The sequence below is a fragment of the Stenotrophomonas sp. SMYL20 genome, from assembly GCF_036320045.1.
GTDB classification, from domain to species: domain Bacteria; phylum Pseudomonadota; class Gammaproteobacteria; order Xanthomonadales; family Xanthomonadaceae; genus Stenotrophomonas; species Stenotrophomonas maltophilia_A.
Window position 1 is genome coordinate 84,131 of record NZ_JAWIRT010000014.1, and the last position, 18,100, is coordinate 102,230.

The 18,100-nt window shown below is 67.1% G+C and carries 15 protein-coding genes; 11 read left to right on the forward strand and 4 right to left on the reverse strand.

Annotated elements, in window-relative coordinates:
* Positions 1–73 precede the first annotated feature (73 nt).
* Together V3B48_RS12485 and V3B48_RS12490 are read left to right on the forward strand one after the other, a co-directional pair.
* Positions 74–727: a helix-turn-helix domain-containing protein gene (locus V3B48_RS12485; protein ID WP_329892902.1), complete on the forward strand. Its 654-nt coding sequence runs from the start codon at positions 74–76 to the stop codon at positions 725–727.
* Between the two features lie 438 nt (positions 728–1,165).
* Positions 1,166–2,875, forward strand: a complete 1,710-nt coding sequence (locus V3B48_RS12490; RefSeq protein ID WP_329892901.1) for a PAS domain S-box protein — start codon at positions 1,166–1,168, stop codon at positions 2,873–2,875.
* Positions 2,876–2,952: 77 nt separating this feature from the next.
* On the opposite strand, the gene V3B48_RS12495 is transcribed toward V3B48_RS12490, so the two are convergent.
* Positions 2,953–4,896 carry a MacB family efflux pump subunit gene (locus tag V3B48_RS12495; RefSeq protein WP_329892900.1) on the reverse strand — a complete coding sequence of 648 codons (1,944 nt, stop codon included), beginning with the start codon at positions 4,894–4,896 and terminating at the stop codon, positions 2,953–2,955.
* A gap of 2 nt (positions 4,897–4,898) precedes the next feature.
* Entirely contained in the window at positions 4,899–6,080 is a 1,182-nt protein-coding gene (locus V3B48_RS12500) for an efflux RND transporter periplasmic adaptor subunit (RefSeq protein ID WP_329892899.1), read from the reverse strand.
* Positions 6,081–6,316: 236 nt separating this feature from the next.
* Here V3B48_RS12500 and V3B48_RS12505 point away from each other — a divergent pair, with 236 nt between their 5' ends.
* From V3B48_RS12505 to V3B48_RS12520, 4 genes are all read left to right on the forward strand, one after another.
* Complete coding sequence (locus tag V3B48_RS12505) at positions 6,317–6,883, forward strand: hypothetical protein (protein WP_240792067.1); 567 nt, start codon at positions 6,317–6,319, stop codon at positions 6,881–6,883.
* A gap of 53 nt (positions 6,884–6,936) precedes the next feature.
* The gene (locus tag V3B48_RS12510) at positions 6,937–7,653 is read left to right on the forward strand and encodes a response regulator (protein WP_164162198.1); all 717 of its coding nucleotides are present in this window, start codon (positions 6,937–6,939) and stop codon (positions 7,651–7,653) included.
* A gap of 3 nt (positions 7,654–7,656) precedes the next feature.
* Entirely contained in the window at positions 7,657–8,733 is a 1,077-nt protein-coding gene (locus V3B48_RS12515) for an ATP-binding protein (protein ID WP_121503630.1), read from the forward strand.
* Between the two features lie 156 nt (positions 8,734–8,889).
* Positions 8,890–9,816, forward strand: coding sequence for an ABC transporter six-transmembrane domain-containing protein (locus V3B48_RS12520; RefSeq protein ID WP_285303698.1), 927 nt, complete (start codon positions 8,890–8,892; stop codon positions 9,814–9,816).
* 559 nt (positions 9,817–10,375) lie between these two features.
* Here V3B48_RS12520 and V3B48_RS12525 read toward each other — a convergent pair.
* On the reverse strand, positions 10,376–10,984 hold the full coding sequence (locus V3B48_RS12525; protein WP_329892898.1) for a TetR/AcrR family transcriptional regulator: 609 nt from the start codon (positions 10,982–10,984) through the stop codon (positions 10,376–10,378).
* A gap of 170 nt (positions 10,985–11,154) precedes the next feature.
* Here V3B48_RS12525 and V3B48_RS12530 point away from each other — a divergent pair, with 170 nt between their 5' ends.
* The 5 genes from V3B48_RS12530 (at position 11,155) to V3B48_RS12550 (ending at position 16,598) form a co-directional block, all read left to right on the forward strand.
* The gene (locus V3B48_RS12530; protein ID WP_329892897.1) at positions 11,155–11,991 is read left to right on the forward strand and encodes a siderophore-interacting protein; all 837 of its coding nucleotides are present in this window, start codon (positions 11,155–11,157) and stop codon (positions 11,989–11,991) included.
* A gap of 195 nt (positions 11,992–12,186) precedes the next feature.
* Complete coding sequence (locus V3B48_RS12535; RefSeq protein ID WP_329892896.1) at positions 12,187–14,364, forward strand: TonB-dependent siderophore receptor; 2,178 nt, start codon at positions 12,187–12,189, stop codon at positions 14,362–14,364.
* 52 nt (positions 14,365–14,416) lie between these two features.
* Positions 14,417–14,716, forward strand: a complete 300-nt coding sequence (locus V3B48_RS12540) for a DUF3649 domain-containing protein (RefSeq protein WP_285303706.1) — start codon at positions 14,417–14,419, stop codon at positions 14,714–14,716.
* Positions 14,713–16,323: a PepSY-associated TM helix domain-containing protein gene (locus V3B48_RS12545; protein ID WP_329892895.1), complete on the forward strand. Its 1,611-nt coding sequence runs from the start codon at positions 14,713–14,715 to the stop codon at positions 16,321–16,323. Before V3B48_RS12540 ends, V3B48_RS12545 begins: the two co-directional genes overlap by 4 nt.
* The gene (locus V3B48_RS12550; RefSeq protein WP_329892894.1) at positions 16,320–16,598 is read left to right on the forward strand and encodes a DUF3325 domain-containing protein; all 279 of its coding nucleotides are present in this window, start codon (positions 16,320–16,322) and stop codon (positions 16,596–16,598) included. The genes V3B48_RS12545 and V3B48_RS12550 overlap by 4 nt, the downstream gene beginning before the upstream one ends.
* Before the next feature lie 384 nt (positions 16,599–16,982).
* Here the strand turns inward: V3B48_RS12550 and V3B48_RS12555 are convergent, their stop codons facing one another.
* Positions 16,983–18,095, reverse strand: coding sequence for a crosslink repair DNA glycosylase YcaQ family protein (locus tag V3B48_RS12555; RefSeq protein ID WP_329892893.1), 1,113 nt, complete (start codon positions 18,093–18,095; stop codon positions 16,983–16,985).
* Positions 18,096–18,100 lie beyond the last annotated feature (5 nt).

Below are 18,100 nucleotides of genomic sequence, written 5' to 3' on the forward strand. Positions count from 1 at the left end.
TACAAATGAATGACCGTTCATTCACACCTTTTGTGACGTACTATCCCGCCTCTGGACGCCCCGACTTCACGCAATGACGCCGAAAACCGCCGTAGCCGTACCCGCTGACGCCCCTGCCGCCGCCCCTGCCGCCGCCCATGCCGAAGCCCAGCGCCGTCGCATCCTCGACGCCGCCCAGAAGTGCTTCATCACCCGCGGTTTCCATGCCGGCTCCATCGGCGATATCGCCGCCGAGGCCGAGATCAGCCAGGGGCTGATGTACCGCTATTTCGCCAACAAGCGCGCCCTGATCCTGGCCCTGATCGAACGCCAGCTGCGTCACGACCAGGCCTCGATCAGCGAGATGCCGGCGGCCTCGGATCTGGTCGATGGCCTGCTCGCGTGCTACCAGCAATGGGCACGCGGCGAGGTGCTGCCGATCCACGGCAATGCCATTGCCAGCGTGGCGCTGTATGCGGAAATCAACGCCGAGGCTCACCGCGACCCTGTGCTGGCCGAGGTGCTGCGCACCCACGACAAGCAGACCAGCGCCGCGATCCATGCCTGGCTGCGCCAGCGTGACCTCAATCTAGGCCGGCGCGTCGACGAGGAAGGCATCGCCGGACGCACCCTGCTGCTGCGTTTGCTGGTGGAAGGCCTGGCCATGCGTGCCGTGCGCGACCCCGACCTGCCGCCAGAACGGGTCCGCGCCCTGCTGGCCGATGCCATTGGTCGTGTGATGGGGTAGTGCCGGCCGCTGGCCGGCATCTGCAGTACCCCGGCGTCACGAAGTTGCCGGCCAGCGGCCGGCACTACCCAGCCTATGCGGCCCGCCATTGCGGCTGCTGGCGGAACGCCCCGTGATGCGTGCGTTGCGCGTTGCGTCGCCTGCCGGCCAATCGACCGGTAATGCCGGCCGCTGGCCGGCATCTGCAATGATCCGGATGTCATGAGGTTGCCGGCCAGCGGCCGGCACTACCCCGTCGTTACCCCGTCGTTCGACACGCGCTGTATGTCCGCGACCGCCGTCACGTTTTGGCTCGACCCACGTGCGGCCCACCGAAACGCTGATGCCAACGCGTCACACCGGCATCACCCGACGCTGGCGATACATAACGTGGTACGCACTAGCGTAGTGCCCGACAGCCGCCGAAGCCGCCCTCGCCACCCTGCCCTGAAAAGCACCATGGACGAAGCCGAACGACTGCTTGAACTCGACCGCCTGCACCTGCTCGACACGCCACCAGAGCCTGTTTTCGATGCGATCGTCGCCGCCGCGCGTGCCGCAACCGGCATGACCATGGCTCTGATTTCAGTTGTTGCCGACGAGCGCCAGTGGTTCAAGGCCAACATCGGGCTGGAAGGTGTCAGCGAAACCGCGCGCGAGATTTCATTCTGCACCCATGCCATACAGCAGGACACGCTGTTCGAGATTCCGGACGCGCGCCAGGACCCTCGCTTCTCCACCAATCCCCTGGTGACCGGCGGCCCGCGCATCCGTCACTACGCGGGCATCTCGCTGGGCTCGGCGCATGGCGCGCGCATAGGAACGCTGTGCCTGCTCGACCCGATGCCGGGCGTTCTGTCTCCCTCGCAGCGCGAATTGATGGTGCATCTGGCCCGGGTCACCACCCAGGTGCTGGAGCAGCGCAGCACGCTGATGGCCCAGGTCGGCCAGGCCAAGGCCCTGCATCGTGAGCTGAAGCGCAGCGAGGACTTCCTGGAGCGCACGAACCGCGCGGCCCGGGTGGGTGGCTGGGAAATGGACCTGGTCAGCAACGAGGTCCGCTGGACCCGCGAAACCAAGCAGATCCACGGCGTGCGCAGCAACTTCGAACCGACGCTCGAAACTGCGCTCTCGTTCTATCGCGAGGACAGCCGAAAAATCATCCGCACGGCGGTGCAGCGTTGCATCGATGAAGGCACGTCGTGGGAGGTGCAGCTGCCGATGACCACCGCCGACGGACGAGCCATCTGGACCCGCGTGGTTGGAGGCCGGCAGCAGGTCGATGGCCGGCCGCGGCTGGTCGGGGCCATACAGGACATCACCGAGGAGCGCGCCGCGCTGGATGCACTGGAAGCCAGCGAAACCCGCTACCGGCGGCTGTTCCACTACAGCCTTGGCCTGATCTGCACCCACACGCTGGAGGGCGTGCTGACCTCGGTGAACCCAGCGGCCGTGCAGTCACTGGGCTTCGATGAGAGCTACATGATCGGGCGCAGCTTGTGCGACCTGATGCCGCCGGAGAAGCGGGCCGCGTTCAAGGCGTATCTGGAACGCATCGCAGTCAACCACACCGATGCCGGCGTCATCGAGCTGATCGCCGCCGATGGTACCCGGCATTTCTGGGCGTATCACAACGTGCTCGACAACGAGGCCACCCCACCCTACGTGCTCGGCCATGCGCAGGACGTCACCGCACTGCGGATGCAGGAACAGCAGTTGCGCGAGATGTCCTTCAAGGATCCCCTCACCCAGAGCTACAACCGCCGCTTCCTGCCCCGCCTGGACGAACTGATCGACCAGCCTTGGGCCTGCCTGATGTTCGATCTGGATCATTTCAAGCAGATCAACGACACCCAGGGCCATGCACGGGGTGACACGGTGCTGGTCGAGTTCGCCGCCTTCCTGCGCGCTCCACTGGGGTCAATGGAAAGCGTAGTGCGTATGGGTGGCGACGAGTTCATGGTGGTGCTGACTGCACCGGAACCGGGACGGCTGGCCGCGCTGGAGCAGTGGTATGCGCAGCATGCCGGGCAGTCACCCACGCCCTTCTCGCTGGGCGCGACCCATCATGCACCCGGCGAGACGGTGGCCGACACCCTGCAGCGCGCCGACAGCCGTCTGTATCGCGAGCGTGCACGCGTGCGCACGCATCCGCGCCCCTCATCCTGAGGCTGCTCCTGTGGAGCCAAAGGCAACGGCTCCTGCCGTTGCCTTCGGCTCCACAAATGCCCGCACCGGGCCTGCGCCTACTCCGCTGCCAGCGCCTGGATCGGATCCAGTTGTGCCGCGCTGCGCGCCGGGAAGTAGCCGAAGCCAAGCCCGATCGCAGACGAGCATGCCAGCGCGGCAAGCACCGGGCCCGCCGTGAACAGGAACGGCACACCCAGCGACAGCAGGCTGGACAGCGCACCCACGCCGAACGCGAACAGCACCCCCAGCACGCCACCGAACAGGCAGATCAGCACGGCCTCGATCAGGAACTGGCGCAGGATGTCGCCCTGCCGCGCGCCCACCGCCAGCCGCACGCCGATCTCGCGCACGCGCTCCTTCACCGAGACCAGCATGATGTTCATCACCCCCACCCCGCCGACCACCAGCGCCACTGCTGCGATGGCCGAAACCAACGCTGCCATGGTCTGGCTGGACTTCATCACCGCCTTGCGGATCTGGTCGGCGTTGTAGATGAAGAAGTCACGACGGCCATGCAACCGCTCCAGCTCGGCCCCCAGCGAGGCCTCGGCGGCGTTGGTGGGCACGTCGTCGCGCACACGCACCGTGATGCTCTCCAGGCGCTCGCTGCCCAGCAGCCGCGAGGCCGCCGAGGTATACGGCACGTAGACCGTCGGGGTTGCACCGCCAGCGAACGCATTGGCCCCGACCACACCGATCACCTCCACCGGCATGCCGCCCAGCAGCACCGTGCTGCCAATCGGGTTGCCGCTGAACAGCGCTTTGGCGGCCTTCTGGTCGACCACACCCACTGCGCGATGCGCATCCACTTCGGCGTCGGTGAAGAAGCGGCCGGCCTTCAGCCGCAGCCCACGCACGCGCGGCATGTCGGCGCCTACGCCCAGCACCTGGGTGTTGGCACGCCAGTTGCCCTGCAGCGCTGCCACCGATCCGCTCAGGTTCGGGCTTACGCTGTCCACGTAACTCAACGCCGCAAGATGGTCCGCATCGCCCACCACCAGCGTCTCGATCTCCGCCGAGCGCGGGTCACCGAAATCCGAGCCCGGGAAGATCTCCAGCGTACTGGCGCCCAGTTCGTTGATCTGTGATTCAACCTGCGCCTGTGCACCCTTGCCCAGCGCAACCACGGTCACCACGGCCGCTACGCCGATGATGATCCCAAGCATGGTCAGCAGCGTGCGCAGGCGATGGGCCAGCATCGAGCGCACGGCCATCCGCGCGGCTTCGCGAACCGCATCCATGCGTGCGCGGCGCTCGGTGACCGGCGACACGCCGCGTTCTGTCCCGGGTGTTTCAGCCACAGCACGCGATCCCCGCTCGCCGCGGTCGGTCACCACCCGGCCGTCGGCGATCTCGATCACCCGCGCCGCGTTGGCGGCAATCGCCGCATCGTGTGTCACCAGGATCACCGTGTGGCCCTGTGCATGCAGGCGCTTCAGCTCGGCCATCACCTGCTGGCCACTGGCGTGATCGAGCGCGCCGGTGGGTTCATCGGCCAGCACGATCGCGCCGCCGTTCATCAGCGAACGGGCAATGGACACGCGCTGCTGCTGGCCGCCGGACAGCTGGCTCGGCCGGTTCGCCATGCGTTCGCCCAGCCCCAGCGTTTCCAGCAGCGTGCGTGCACGGGCAGTGCGCACGTCCGCCTCCACGCCGGCATAGACTGCCGGCAGCGCCACGTTCTCGGTGGCACTCAGATTCTCCATCAGGTTGTAGCGCTGGAAGATGAAGCCGAAATGCTCGCGGCGCAGGCGTGCCAGCATGTCCGGCGCCATCTGCTCGGTGGCCTCGCCGTTCACCCGATAGCTGCCGTCGGTCGGCCGGTCCAGGCAGCCAAGGATGTTCATCAGCGTGGACTTGCCCGAGCCCGAGGGGCCGATGATGGCGATGAACTCGCCGGCATCGATGCGCAGCGAAACGTCCTTCAGCACCACCACCTCGCCGGCGGCGGAGCGATAGGCGCGCGATACGCCATGCAGTTCCAGCAGTGCGTCGGCCATGCTCACATCCCCAACAGGCTGGTCGGTTCGGATTCGCCGCCGCTGGGCGCCTGGCCGACCACCACGTTCTCACCCTCGCGCAGGCCGGACAGGATCTGCACGGCGGTGGCGGTGCGCAGGCCGGTCGTCACCGCACGTTCCTGGGCGCGGCCCTTGGTGTCGAGCACGCGCACGGTTCCACGGCTGCCGTCCTTGCCATCCGAATCGGTCAGCGCCGTCAATGGCACCTGCAGCGCGTTGGCAACCCGCGCCAGCTGCAGGGTCACCTTCACCGTCATCGAGGGCTTCAGCTTCAGGCCGGGATTGGCCACGTCGAACAGGCCGGCGTAGTACACCGCCTTCGGCGTCTGCGCAGAGCCACCCGCATTGCCGGTGGCGACGTCGGCAATCGAGGACGGCGCCGGTTCCAGCTGCTGCAGGTGGGATTCATAGCGGCGGCCGCTTGGCCCCAGTGTCGAGAACCACAACGGTTGCCCCGGTGCCACCAGCTCGACGTCGGCCTCGGCGATCTCGGCGCGCACGGTCATCGTATCCATCTGCGCCAGCATCACGATGGTCGGCGTGGTCTGCATCGAGTTCAACGTCTGCCCGGCCTTGGTGACGATGGCCACGATGTAACCGTCGCTGGGCGAAACAATGCGGGTATAGCCCAGGTTGATCCGTGCGGTTTCGACCTGGGTCACGGCCTGCTCGATCTGCGCCTGCAGCGCGGCCACCTCTGAGCGTGCCGCATCGCGCGCCACGCGTGCGGCTTCGAAACCTTCCTGTGACACCAGGCGCGACGCCACCAGCTGCGACTGCCGCTGGTAAGCACGGCTGGCCTGCGCATAGCGGGCCTGGCTGGCGGCATGCTGGGCGCGCAGCGTGTTGGTGGCCGCCTCGGCACTGCGCAGCGCGATACGCTGCGGCTGCGAATCGACCTCGGCGATCAGGTCACCGGCCTGTACGCGCTGGCCCAGCACCACATGCAGGCGCTTGACCTGGCCGGACACCTGCGCACCCACCGCCACCAGCTCCTTGGGATGGACCCGGCCGACCGCCTGTACGGTCTTCTCCAGATCCGCCACCCTTGCCGGTGCGGTGATCAGCGCGGCATCATCGCCGCCGGCAAACGCCCACCATCCAGCGCCGGCGGCCAATGTGGCCACCGTAGCGGCAATGATCCAGGTCCTGCGGTTGCTCATCGAAACGCCCGGCTGCGTGCAGTCGCCCAGTGCGACCGCCGAAACCGCAGTCTGGAAGCCGCGGATGGACGTTGTTTGGAGCCACTGTGGAGATTGCATGGAGGCGCGGCAGCCGTTCAGGCACCAGCCCCGCGCCTGAATGCTGCGGCCTGCGTCCACGCAATCTCGACACAATCTCGACCGAGTCTCCATCAACGGTCGCTAGCCTCGTCGGCCTCGCCGACTGCCCGCCTGCCGTGTCCCTTTCCCATCCAGACCTGCCACCCATCGATGTGCGCCGTGCCTACCTGGCGTGGTGTGCGCCTTCGCCGTGGTTGATCGCCGTCGTGTTGGCATCGACCACCAGCTGGATGCTGGCCGCGCCGGATCCGTTACCCCCGCTGCTGGCGGGCTTCGGGGCGGCCGCCCTGGTGGGGTTCCGCAGCGATGGGCCCGGTGGCACTGGCCGTTCCGGCGCACTCGCGTCGCTGGCGCTGATTGGTCTGGCGGTCTGGGCGGCAACGCACCCGGTCGCCGACGCCACCCTGCATCTGCTGCTCGCCCTAGCCACTCTCGTGGTCGTCGCCCTGCTGGCACTGCGCCTGCGCGCCATCCTGGGCATGGCCTTGCGGCTGCAGGCCCGAGTAGATACCACTCCCATGGCATCGCGCTGGAGCAAGCTGCCGGCGGCGGTGTCCACCCTGATGCTGCAGCAGCTGCGCGGCGCAGGTGCAGTGGAACCGAGTCTGCGGCGCACGCTGGTGCTGGCCACCCTGGCCTGGGCTGCCAACGAAGAGGCGCAGGACATGCAGTGCCGACGATGACCCTGCCCCAGATCCCGCCCTTGCCCACCCTTGCCCCGAACCCGCAGCACGCAATGAAACACGATCTCCGTACCCGACAGGCACCCTTGGTGCTGATTGCCGAAGATGAGGGCGAAATCGCCGACATCCTCAGTGCCTACCTGGCCCGTTCCGGCCTGCGCAGCGCCCGCGCCGCCGACGGTGAGGCGGCACTCGCCAGCCACCGCCAACTGCGTCCGGACCTGGTGCTGCTGGATGTGCAGATGCCAAAACTGGATGGCTGGCAGGTGCTGAGCGAACTGCGACGGATCGGCAACACCCCGGTCATCATGCTCACTGCCCTCGACCAGGACGTGGACAAGCTGACCGGCCTGCGCGTGGGCGCCGACGACTACGTGGCCAAGCCGTTCAATCCGGCCGAGATCGTCGCCCGCATCCAGGCCGTGCTGCGCCGGAGTTCCCGGCCCCTGGTCGAAGCGCCCAACGGACTGATCCGCCAAGGGCCCTTCGAGATCGACCTGCGCAGCCACGAGGTGACCGTGCGCCATGGCGAGCAGGTGCACGAACTGAACTTCACCCTCACCGAGTTCCGGCTGCTGGTGCACATGGCGCGTGCGCCACGGCAGGTGCATGCGCGCGCCGATCTCCTGCATGCCTGCCTGCCCGAGGGCGACGCGCAGGAACGCACCGTCGACAGCCATGTCAGCAAACTGCGGCGCAAGCTGGAGGATGTCGGTGTGATCGGCATTCCCGCCACCATCCGCGGCGTCGGCTACCGCTTCCTGGACTGAATGATGAACCCCAAAGGCAAGAGCATCGGCCGCCAGATCACGCTGTCCATCACGGTGGCCTCGCTGTGCTCGACGGTGCTGTCGATCAGCGGCTTCTACCTGTTCTATTACCTCATGGAGGTGTTCTATCCGCGCTGGTACGACGAGCCGGAAACGATCATGCCGTCCGGGCTGGAATGGCTGTGGATCGGATTGACCGCCACCGTGGTCGTCATCTTCGCCACGCTGGTCGCCTCGCGCCTGACCCGGCGCATCATCACGCCGTTGAACTCGGTGGCCGAAAGCCTGCGCCGGGTCGCCAGTGGCGATCTGGAAGCACGTGCACGCGGTGGTGATACCACGATGGCCGAAGCGGCCACGCTGGTCAGCGATTTCAACTCCATGGCAGAACGGCTGAGCCGGATGTCCGAGAACCGGGTGTTCTGGAACGCGGCGATCGCGCATGAACTGCGCACGCCGATGACCATCCTGCGCGGCCGCCTGCAGGGCATCGCCGAAGGCGTGTTCGAGCCGGGGCCTGAGCAGTTCAACAGCATGCTCACCCAGCTGGAAGGCCTGACCCGCATCATCGAGGACCTGCGCGTGGTCAGCCTGGCCGAGAGTGGCCACCTGGATCTGCGCCTGCAGCGCAGCGATGTCAGTGTGCAGGTGGCCGCGGTGGTTGAAGCGATGTCCGAGGCACTGACCGAGAGTGGTTTCTCGGTGACATTGGACGCACGACCTTCGCTGGCCGACTGCGATCCTGCACGCATCCGCCAGGCAGTACTGGCACTGCTGGAGAACGCGCGTCGCCATGCCATTCCCTGCCCGCTGCGGGTGTACGTGACGCTGGCCGAAGGCCATTGCACCGTCACGGTGGAAGATGGCGGCCCCGGCGTGCCGGACGACCTTCGCGACAGCATCTTCGAAGCCTTCCAGCGCACGGATGTTTCCCGCTCGCGGCAGAGTGGTGGCTCCGGGCTTGGCCTGGCCGTGGTGCGTGCGATTGCCGTGGCCCATCACGGAACAGCGCTATGCCGGGCCACCGAACGTGGTGGCAGTGCCTTCGAAATCCGCTGGCCGGTGCATGCGCGTCGTTGAGGGCCATCGCTGCCCTGGAAAGCCCGAAATGCCGGAACTGCCTGGGTAGAGTCGACTGTTAGTCGACTTGCGCGCGCAAGCGCGGGTTCTTCCAACAGTTCGCAAAGAGCAGTCGACTAACAGTCGACTCTACCCCCTTCCCACCCAGGCATCCCCATGAAACCCCCACACGATCCGGCGGCCGCCGCCGGCAGCATCGGCCAGCAGAACGCGGCCGCCACTCTCAAGGCCATCCTGCGAACCTATCCGTGGCAGCTCACCGGCACCTTTTCGCTGGTGGCGCTGGAAAATGCGCTGCTGCTGGCGTATCCGCTGTTTGCCGGCTTCGCGGTGGATGCGATCATCCGCGGCAACATCGGCCACGCCATCTCCTACGCCGGCGTGGTACTGCTGTTCTGGCTGGTCGGTGCTGCCCGCCGTGCGGTCGATACCCGTACCTTCACCCGCATCTATGCCGACCTGGCGGTGAACGTGGTGCAGGCGCAGCGCAGGCTGGGCCACGCCACCTCCACCTCGGCCGCACGCGTTGTGCTGGCCCGTGAGTTCGTCGACTTCTTCGAAAAGCACGTACCGATCATCGCCACCGCGCTGGTATCAATGTTTGGTGCGGCGGTGATGCTGCTGGTGATCGAACCGCTGGTGGGTGCCGCGAGCCTGATCGCCTTGCTCGGCGCAGTGTTGTTGATGCCGTCGTTCGCACGCCGCAACGAGCAGCTGCATGGGCGCCTGAACAACCGGCTGGAACATGAAATCCGCCTGGTCGACCGGGTCAGTCCCTCGGTGCTGCGTCGTCACTACACCACGCTGTCGCGGCTGCGCATCCTGCTCTCCGATCGCGAAGCGGGTGCCTTTGTGGTAGTTGGCGCGGCGGCAGCGGTGCTGTTCGCGCTGACGATCGGCCGTCTCGCCACCACCGACGGTGTGACGCCGGGTCATGTGTACGCGGTGATGACCTATCTGTGGACGTTCGTCGGCAGCCTGGACGATGCACCGTCGATGGTGGATCAGCTGGCGCGGTTGAAGGACATCGGCCGGCGAGTCAGCCCGGGCATGGAAGATGCGGAGCGCAAGGACGCCGCTTGACCGGTAGACGCCCACCTTGGTGGGCAACGACGTATCGCGGCGCCAACCAAGGTTGGCGACTACCGGGCAACGGTGCCAACCAGGATTGGCAATTACCTCGCTGAAGGACATCGGCCGCCGCGTCAGCCCCGGCATGGAGGATGCGGAGCACAAGGATGCCGCGTGACCGGTAGATGCCCACCTTGGTGGGCAACGATGTATCGCGGCGCCAACCAAGGTTGGCGACTACCAAGGCAACAGTGCCAACAAGGATTGGCGGTTACCTCGCGGAAGGACATCGGCCGCCGCGTCAGCCCGGGCATGGAAGATGCGGAGCACAAGGATGCCGCTTGACCGGTAGATGCCCACCTTGGTGGGCACCGATACATCGCGGCGCCAACCAAGGTTGGCGACTACCGGGGCAACGGTGCCAACCAGGATTGGCAATTACCTCGCTGAAGGACATCGGCCGCCGCGTCAGCCCCGGCATGGAGGATGCTGAGCGCAAGGACGCCGCTTGACCGGTAGACGCCCACCTTGGTGGGCAACGATGTATCGCGGCGCCAACCAAGGTTGGCGACTACGTTGCCGTGCGCCCGCACATCGCCAATGCACCGATGATCAACGCTTCCATGCTGCGGTCGAACTCGGCCTCCTGCGCCCTCCGATCCAACGGGCGTCGCGTGGTATCTACCACCGCATGCCGCGAATACACGGTGTCGGCCAACGCCACGGCGTGATAAGCCACGGTCGACAGCAGCCACGCCGCCTGCTCGAGCGGCAGATCATGCACGCGGCTGAATTCGGCATGGTGGCGCTGGATGCGCGCCAGCATCTCCGGTGTCTTCGCGCCGTGGCTGACCAGGAACGGCGCCAGGCCCGGATTCCCGTCCACCAGCGTCCGCAGTGAACGTTGGAACGCACGCAGATCCTCCTCGATGCTGCGCCGGCCAGCGGCATCCAGTGCCGGTGCCTGCCAACGCTCGAAGATCGCCTCGGCCACCAGCTCGCGCAGTGCCGCCAGATTCGCCACATGCTTGTACAGCGCGATGTGGCTGACCCCCAGCGCCGCCGCCACGCCCACGAAGCTCAGCCCCGGCAGCGTCATGACAATGCCGGCGTCGGCGATGCGCTCGCGGGTGATGCTGGGCGGCCGCCCACGGGCAGCGGTCTTTTTCGGTGCAGCCATGCGGTAACGGTTCCTGCGCGGTGCGCGGGCAAGGGCTGTCATGGTGGTCCGCAGCGACGCCGCGGTCAACGCGTCGCTGCGGTCCGTGGACAGCCCCCGGTTGCGGCACGATCAATTTAGTTTACTATGATGTAACTAATTCGCATTTGCAGTGTCCAGGATCGTTGTCGATGTCCGCGTCCCCCACTTCAATCACCCCGGCCGGGCCGCTGCGCGGCGCCGACCATGATCGCGGCCTGCAGGCGCTGCAGGTCCAGGTGGTCGCGGTTGCACAGCCGTGCGCCAGCCTGCTGCGCCTCGTGGTCCAGCTGCCGGAACATGCAGAACTCGCGCCCTGGCAGCGTGCCAACACCGCCGTGCGCATCCAGCTCGGCGCCACGTTCGGCGATGTGTCACGGATCTACACCGTGCGCAGCCTCGATCCCAACACCCGCCAGTTCACCCTGGACGTAGTGCTGCACGAGGCGCCGGGGCCGATGCTGGCCTGGGTACGTGCGCTGCGCCCCGGTGATGCCTTCGATCTGACCGGACCGCGCCCCCATCTGCAGGTACCGCAGCGCGAGGGCACCTGCGCCCTCCTGTTCGCCGACCCAAGCGCCATCCCTGCCCTGTTTGCATTGCTGCAGCAGTGGCCGGCCGACCTGCGCGCAGAGGCCTGGATCGCCTCGGATGATGCATTCCCGGTAGACGAACTGCCCGCCATTGAAGGTATCCGCGTGCACCGCCTCGCCACCGGTGACGCGCCGTTGCTGCAGCAGGCGCGCCAACTGCGGCCGGAACCCGGCAGCACGGTCTGGGCGGCTGGCGAGCGCGAGGAAATGCGTGCCCTGCGCCGCCACTTCATCGAAACGGTCGGCCTGCCACGCAGCGACGTTGCCGCGGCCGGCTACTGGAAACGTGGCGAGACCACCACCGAGACCGACCAGCGTCGCCGCCGCAACTACGAGCGCGTGCTGGCACGCGGCGGTGGCCTGCAGGACCTCGACGACCTCGCCGACGATATCTGATCCACCCAGCAGTATCCGCGCCCCGCGCTTCGTTCCACCCAGCCACAGATCGCCCACGCACCTCGCGTGCAGCACTGCCACACCGGCAGTGCCGTGCCCTCTGCCAGCCATTCCACAGCCCGCGTCGTCCTGCCCCTGCAGGTCACAGACGGCGCCGTGCTGGCCGATCGCACGACCCACCACACGAGAACCGCCATGTCCCTCCCCCTGCGAACCCTGCCCCTCCCACGCCGCTCGGCGCTGTCCCTGGCCGCACGTGCGGCGTTGCTGCCCACCCTGCTGATCGCCACCGCCGCACACGCCAACGATGCACCCGATGGCGCCCGCCAGTTGCCCACCGTGAACGTGCGCGCCGACAAGACCGCACCCACCGATACCTACGCCGGCGGCCAGGTCACGCGCGGCAGCGGCGTCGGCCTGCTCGGCGAGCTCGACTTCATGGACACGCCGTTCAACACCACCCGCTACACCGCCGAATTCATCGACAACATCCAGGCGCCGGACCTGGTGCGGGTCATCGCACTGACCGACCCCAGCGTCTACAACAGTGGCTCCAGTGGTGGCATCACCGACTACTTCAACATCCGCGGTTTCGGTGTCGCCTCGTCGGATATCGGCTTTGGTGGCCTGTACGGGCTGATCCCCTACTACCGCGTCACTCCCGAACTGGCCGAGAGCATCGAAGTGCTGAAGGGCCCGTCCGCGCTGCTCAACGGCATGCCGCCCGGTGGCTCGGTGGGCGGTGCGGTGAACGTGGTACCCAAGCGTGCAGGCGACACGCCGCTGACCCGCTTCACCGCCAGCTACGGCAGCGACGCGCAGTGGGGCGGTCACCTGGATGTCGGCCGCCGCTTCGGCGCGGACAAGCAGTTCGGCGTACGCCTCAATGCCGTGCATCGCGACGGCGACACCGCCACCGACCACCAGCAGCACAAGACGCAGCTCGCATCGCTCGGCCTGGACTGGCGTGGTGAGCGCTCGCAGGTGTCGCTGGACCTGTTCAGCAGCCGCGACCATGTGGATGGCCTCAACCGTGGCGTCTCGCTGGCGCCCGGCCTGGCCGTGCCCCGCCCGCCGAAAGCCAGCACCCTGTTTGCACCGGACTGGACCTTCAGCACCGTCAAGGACCAGGCCGCCGCACTGCGCTGGTCGTTCGACATCAATGACTACCTGCAGGCGCATGCCAGCTACGGCCACGGCCATACCGATTTCGACTCCATCGCCAGTGCCACCACGCTGATCACCAACACCGCCGGCGACTTCCGCAACAACTTCGCCCACCAACGCTTCATCTACAGCAAGGACACCGCCGAAGCCGGATTGTCGGCGCGTTTCCGCACCGGCGCGGTCGATCACGCGCTGGCCATCAGTGCAGCCTGGTACCAGCACGACCAGAAGTTCGGCTTCAAGCGCAACCTGCTGGCCCGCGATTGGGTAACCAATATCTACAACCCGCAGTGGGGCCCTGCCATCGACCGCAGCTTCAGTGATGCGTCGCTGCCGAAGACCGCGGAAGTGCGCACCACCAGCTTCGGCATCGCCGATACGCTGTCCTTCATCGATGATCGTGTGCAGCTGACCCTGGGCATCCGTCACCAGACCGTGCTCAGCGATACCTTCGATGGCGGCACAGGCAAGCGCACCGCACGCTACGACGCCAGCGCCAACACCCCGGCCGGTGCACTGCTGTTCAAGGCCAGCGACCGCCTGTCACTGTATGCCAACTACATCGAAGGCCTGAGCCAGGGCAGCACCGCCCCGGCCACCGCCGCCAACGCGGGCGACGTGTTCCCGCCGTTCAAGACCCGCCAGCGCGAGGTCGGTGCCAAGTTCGACTTCGGCCGCTTGGCCAGCGCATTGAGCGTGTACGAGATCGAAAAGCCCAGCTCCTACACCGACCCGGCGACCAACGTGTTCTCGTTCGGAGGCCAGCAACGCAACCGGGGCGTGGAATGGACCGTGTTCGGCCAGGCCACCGAACAGCTGCGCGTGCTCGGTGGCATCGGCTGGCTGCAGCCGAAGCTGACCCGTACCCAGGGCGGCGTCAACGAAGGTCGGTTGGCGACGGCCTCACCGCAATGGCAGGGCAAGCTGGGCGTGGAATGGGACGTGCCGGCCGTGGCCGGCCTCACCCTCACCGGCAACGCGGTCAGCCTGTCCAAGGGCTACATCACCGCTGACAACAGCCAGTGGGTGGCGGGCCGCACCGTGTTCGATCTCGGTGCCCGCTATGCCACGCAAGCGGCCGGCCATCCGCTGGTACTGCGCGCCACTGTGCAGAACCTGACCAACAAGGCGTACTGGGCAGGCAGCCTCGGCTCCGGGCTGGGCACGCCACGCACCGCCCTGCTGTCGGCCACCATCGATTTCTGATCCTCGTTTCAAGGGCGCCACGCCATTGCGCGTGGTGCCCTGGAGAAGTGCTTTGACCGTTTCCCGTACCGCCTCCGTGCTGGCCTGGCTGCCCCTGGTCTCACGCATCATCGCCGCGTTGTTCGGCGGCTATGTGCTGGCCGCACTGTGCAGCATCGCGGCACTGGCGCTGCCCATTGATGGTCGCCAGGCCGTGTTCACTGGCATGCTGGCCAGCTTCCTGCTGTACGCCGGCGCCGTGGTCTGGGTGTTCGCGGTGCGCTCGGCGTGGCGCGCGTGGCTGGGCCTGCTCCTCGTCGCGTTGCCCTTGTGGTTGATCGCACAGACGGTCGGCAACGGAGGCGCTGCATGAGCAAGGTCGATCGCACTCCGAAGCCACGCGGCATCCGCCAGACCATGTCCGACCTGCATATCTGGGTGGGGCTGCTGGCCGGATGGATCCTGTACGCGATGTTCCTCACCGGCACCGCCAGCTACTTCCGCGACGAGCTCTCGCGCTACACCCGCCCGGAAATCGCCACACCGTCCGTGTTGCCGGACGCCGCTGTGGTTGCGCAGCGTACCGTCACGGCAATCATGGCCGACACGCCTGCGGCCAGCCAGATCAACCTCAGCCTGCCGAGCACGCGCATGCCGTGGGTGTCGGCGATGTGGGCCAGCCCGGGCGGGCGTGGCCGGCATGGCTTCGACTCGGGCCTGTTCGACGCCAGCACCGGTGCACCGCTGCAGGCACGTGACACCGGCGGCGGCGACTTCTTCTATGCCTTCCACTTCAACCTGCACTACATGCCGGCGATGTGGGGCCGCTGGATCGTCGGCCTGTGCGCGATGTTCATGCTGGTCGCCATCGTCAGCGGCGTAATCACCCACAAGAAGATCTTCGCCGACTTCTTCACTTTCCGCTGGGGCAAGGGCCAGCGCTCTTGGCTGGATGGACACGCGGCGCTGTCGGTACTCGGCCTGCCGTTCCACTTCATGATCACCTGGAGCGGCCTGGTGATGCTGGCGGTACTGTACATGCCGTGGGGCCTGGCCAAGCTGCCGGACAAGCGCCAGCAGGCCGAGGTCGTCAGCGAGATGCGCCTGTTCCTGCCACCGCAGAAGGCCGCCGGCCACCCTGCTCCGCTCACCAACGTCGGTGCACTGGTGCAGCAGGCCGAGCAGCGCTGGGGAGCCGGCGCGGTGGGCAGCGTGCAGGTGCAGAATCCCGGCGACGAGAACGCACGCGTGGCCGTGGTGCGTGCGCAGTCCAGCCGTGTTTCGACCACCCCGAACTATCTGCTGTTCGACGGCAGCGGTGGGCAGCTGCTGCAGATCAAGGAACACTCGGGCGTTGCCGCCGATACCCAGGGCGTGCTGTATGGCCTGCACCTGGGCCGCTTCGCCGATGCCGCCCTACGCTGGCTGTACTTCATCGTCAGCCTGGCCGGCAGCGCCATGGTCGGCACCGGGCTGGTGCTGTGGACGGTCAAGCGCCGCGCGCAGCTGCCTGATCCGCAGCGCCCCTACTTCGGCTTCCGCCTGGTCGAGCGTCTCAACATCGCCACCGTCGCCGGCCTGTCGGTGGCGATGGCGGCCTACCTGTGGGCGAACCGCCTGCTGCCCGTCACCATGGACGGGCGCGCGGCGTGGGAGGTGCATGCGTTCTTCCTGGCCTGGGCGGCCATGTTCGTGCACGCCACGATGCGCACACCCAAGCGCGCATGGATCGAACAGTTCCTGCTGGCGGCGTTGCTGCTGGCGCTGCTGCCGGTGCTGACTGCGGTGACCACGCTGCATCCGCTGTGGCGCACGCTGGCCGCGGGCGACTGGGCATTCGCTGGCACCGACCTGACCCTACTGGCATTGGCCGCCCTGCACACGCTGCTGGCCTGGCGCACCTGGCGGCATGCGCCGAAGGTGAAACGCGCCCGGCCGTTTGCCGCGCCACGCACTGCGGCACCGGAGGCCAGTGCATGATCCACGTCATTCTGTTCGTGTTGTCGCTGGCCGCGTTCGCCTGCCTGGCACTGGCGATGGAGCGCCATCAGCGGGACGTATTGCGTCGTGTGCTGAGCGCGCAGGCAACCCAGCAGCTGCGCGCGATTGGCTGGGCACTGCTGGTGTTCAGTACCGTGTTTGCCATGCGCGGGTTGGGCGTGGGTTTCGGTCTGGCTGCGCTGTCCGGTCACACCAGCGTTGCCGCAGGTGTGGTGGTGGTGGCGATGGTGGTGCATGGGCGGTGGAATCGGTAGATGCCCACCTTGGTGGGCACCCATACACCACGGCGCCAACCAAGGTTGGCGACTACCAGGCCTGAGCAGCGTTGCTTTGGTAGCTGCCCACCTTGGTGGGCATTGATGAAAGCGACGCCAACCAAGGTTGGCGACTACCGGGCCTGAGCGCTGTTGCTTTGGTAGCTGCCCACCTTGGTGGGCACCGATGCATCGCGGCGCCAACCAAGGTTGGCGACTACCGGGCCTGAGCGGCGTTGCTTTGGTAGCTGCCCACCTTGGTGGGCACCGATGGAAGCCAGCGCCAACCAAGGTTGGCGACTACCGGGCCTGCGCGGCGTTGCTTTGGTAGATGCCCACCTTGGTGGGCACCGGGAGCGATAGGCACCCATGCGCCGCTGGGCGCTACAGGAACTCCGCCATGCGCTGCAGTTCGTCTTCCAACGCACCACGAAACACCTTGTCGCGGGCCAGCGACTTGCCGGCGTAGCCCACGCTGGACGCCAGTTCACCGTCGCGCACACTGAGATTGGCCCAGCCCACCACCTGGTCATGCCACAGCACCGGCAGTGCGTAGTAGCCGTACTGGCGCTTCGGCGCAGGCGTGTAGGCCTCGAACTTGTAGACCCAGCCCCATAGCAGCTCGAAGCGGCGGCGGTCCCACACCACCGGGTCGAACGGCGCCAGCAGGCGTACCTCTTCGTCCGGCGCATGCCGGCGCGAGCGCGGGTTCTCGTCTGCCGGCCAGTACCAGGTGGTGCCTTCCAGCGTGCAGCTGGCCAGCTGTTGCTTGGCCAGCATCAACGCCTGCCGGGTCTGTTCGGCCAGATGCGGTGCGCCGTAGCCCAATAGGCGCACCAGATAAGTCAGGCTGGCCGACGGCAGCGGCGCGTACTTGCGTACCACCAGGTCGATCAAAGCAGCCGCGCGTTCGATCTGCGCCTGCGCGCTGGCATCGGCTTCCGCGTGCTCAGCCACGGCATAGATGCGGGTGCCGCTGTCGCGCCGCTTCACCCGCAACAGCCCGCGGTAGTGCATGCCCTCCAGCAGGTGCGTGCTGGCATTGCTGGTGCCACCCCAGTAGTTGGTCACCCGGCCATGCGCAAACGCCTGGTCAACCTCGCGTGGGTGCACGCTGCCACGCTCGCGCACGAAGGCCAGTACATCCGCCGCGCGGCGCTGCGTCTCGGCATCCCATGCGCGCCTGGACACACGCGGATGCATCAACGCCAGATGCTCGCGCGGCAGGAAGCCGTAGTTCACCAGGCAATCCTCTTCCACTGGCAGGCGCGCATAACGCCGCTCCAGATCACCGGCACGGTAGTCCTTCACCCGATGGCGCAGGGTCAGGTCCTGTGCGCGTGCCGGTGCGCGGATCGGGTCGGCCTGCACGAAGCCCAGGCGCCGGATCGCGGTCAGCAACGTGGTGGGCTTGAACAGCGTGCGCGCCACCGCATGGCGGCGCAGATCATCGAGGGTGGGCGTGGCAGGCATGGCCGCATTGTAGATCCACGCCATGCGTG

Coding starts and splice junctions, on each gene's coding strand:
- V3B48_RS12485 (WP_329892902.1), top strand. CDS start 74: ATGACGCCGAAAACCGCCGTAGCCGTACCCGCTGACGCCCCTGCCGCC.
- V3B48_RS12490 (WP_329892901.1), top strand. CDS start 1,166: ATGGACGAAGCCGAACGACTGCTTGAACTCGACCGCCTGCACCTGCTC.
- V3B48_RS12495 (WP_329892900.1), bottom strand. CDS start 4,896: ATGGCCGACGCACTGCTGGAACTGCATGGCGTATCGCGCGCCTATCGC.
- V3B48_RS12500 (WP_329892899.1), bottom strand. CDS start 6,080: ATGAGCAACCGCAGGACCTGGATCATTGCCGCTACGGTGGCCACATTG.
- V3B48_RS12510 (WP_164162198.1), top strand. CDS start 6,937: ATGAAACACGATCTCCGTACCCGACAGGCACCCTTGGTGCTGATTGCC.
- V3B48_RS12515 (WP_121503630.1), top strand. CDS start 7,657: ATGAACCCCAAAGGCAAGAGCATCGGCCGCCAGATCACGCTGTCCATC.
- V3B48_RS12520 (WP_285303698.1), top strand. CDS start 8,890: ATGAAACCCCCACACGATCCGGCGGCCGCCGCCGGCAGCATCGGCCAG.
- V3B48_RS12525 (WP_329892898.1), bottom strand. CDS start 10,984: ATGGCTGCACCGAAAAAGACCGCTGCCCGTGGGCGGCCGCCCAGCATC.
- V3B48_RS12530 (WP_329892897.1), top strand. CDS start 11,155: ATGTCCGCGTCCCCCACTTCAATCACCCCGGCCGGGCCGCTGCGCGGC.
- V3B48_RS12535 (WP_329892896.1), top strand. CDS start 12,187: ATGTCCCTCCCCCTGCGAACCCTGCCCCTCCCACGCCGCTCGGCGCTG.
- V3B48_RS12545 (WP_329892895.1), top strand. CDS start 14,713: ATGAGCAAGGTCGATCGCACTCCGAAGCCACGCGGCATCCGCCAGACC.
- V3B48_RS12550 (WP_329892894.1), top strand. CDS start 16,320: ATGATCCACGTCATTCTGTTCGTGTTGTCGCTGGCCGCGTTCGCCTGC.
- V3B48_RS12555 (WP_329892893.1), bottom strand. CDS start 18,095: ATGGCGTGGATCTACAATGCGGCCATGCCTGCCACGCCCACCCTCGAT.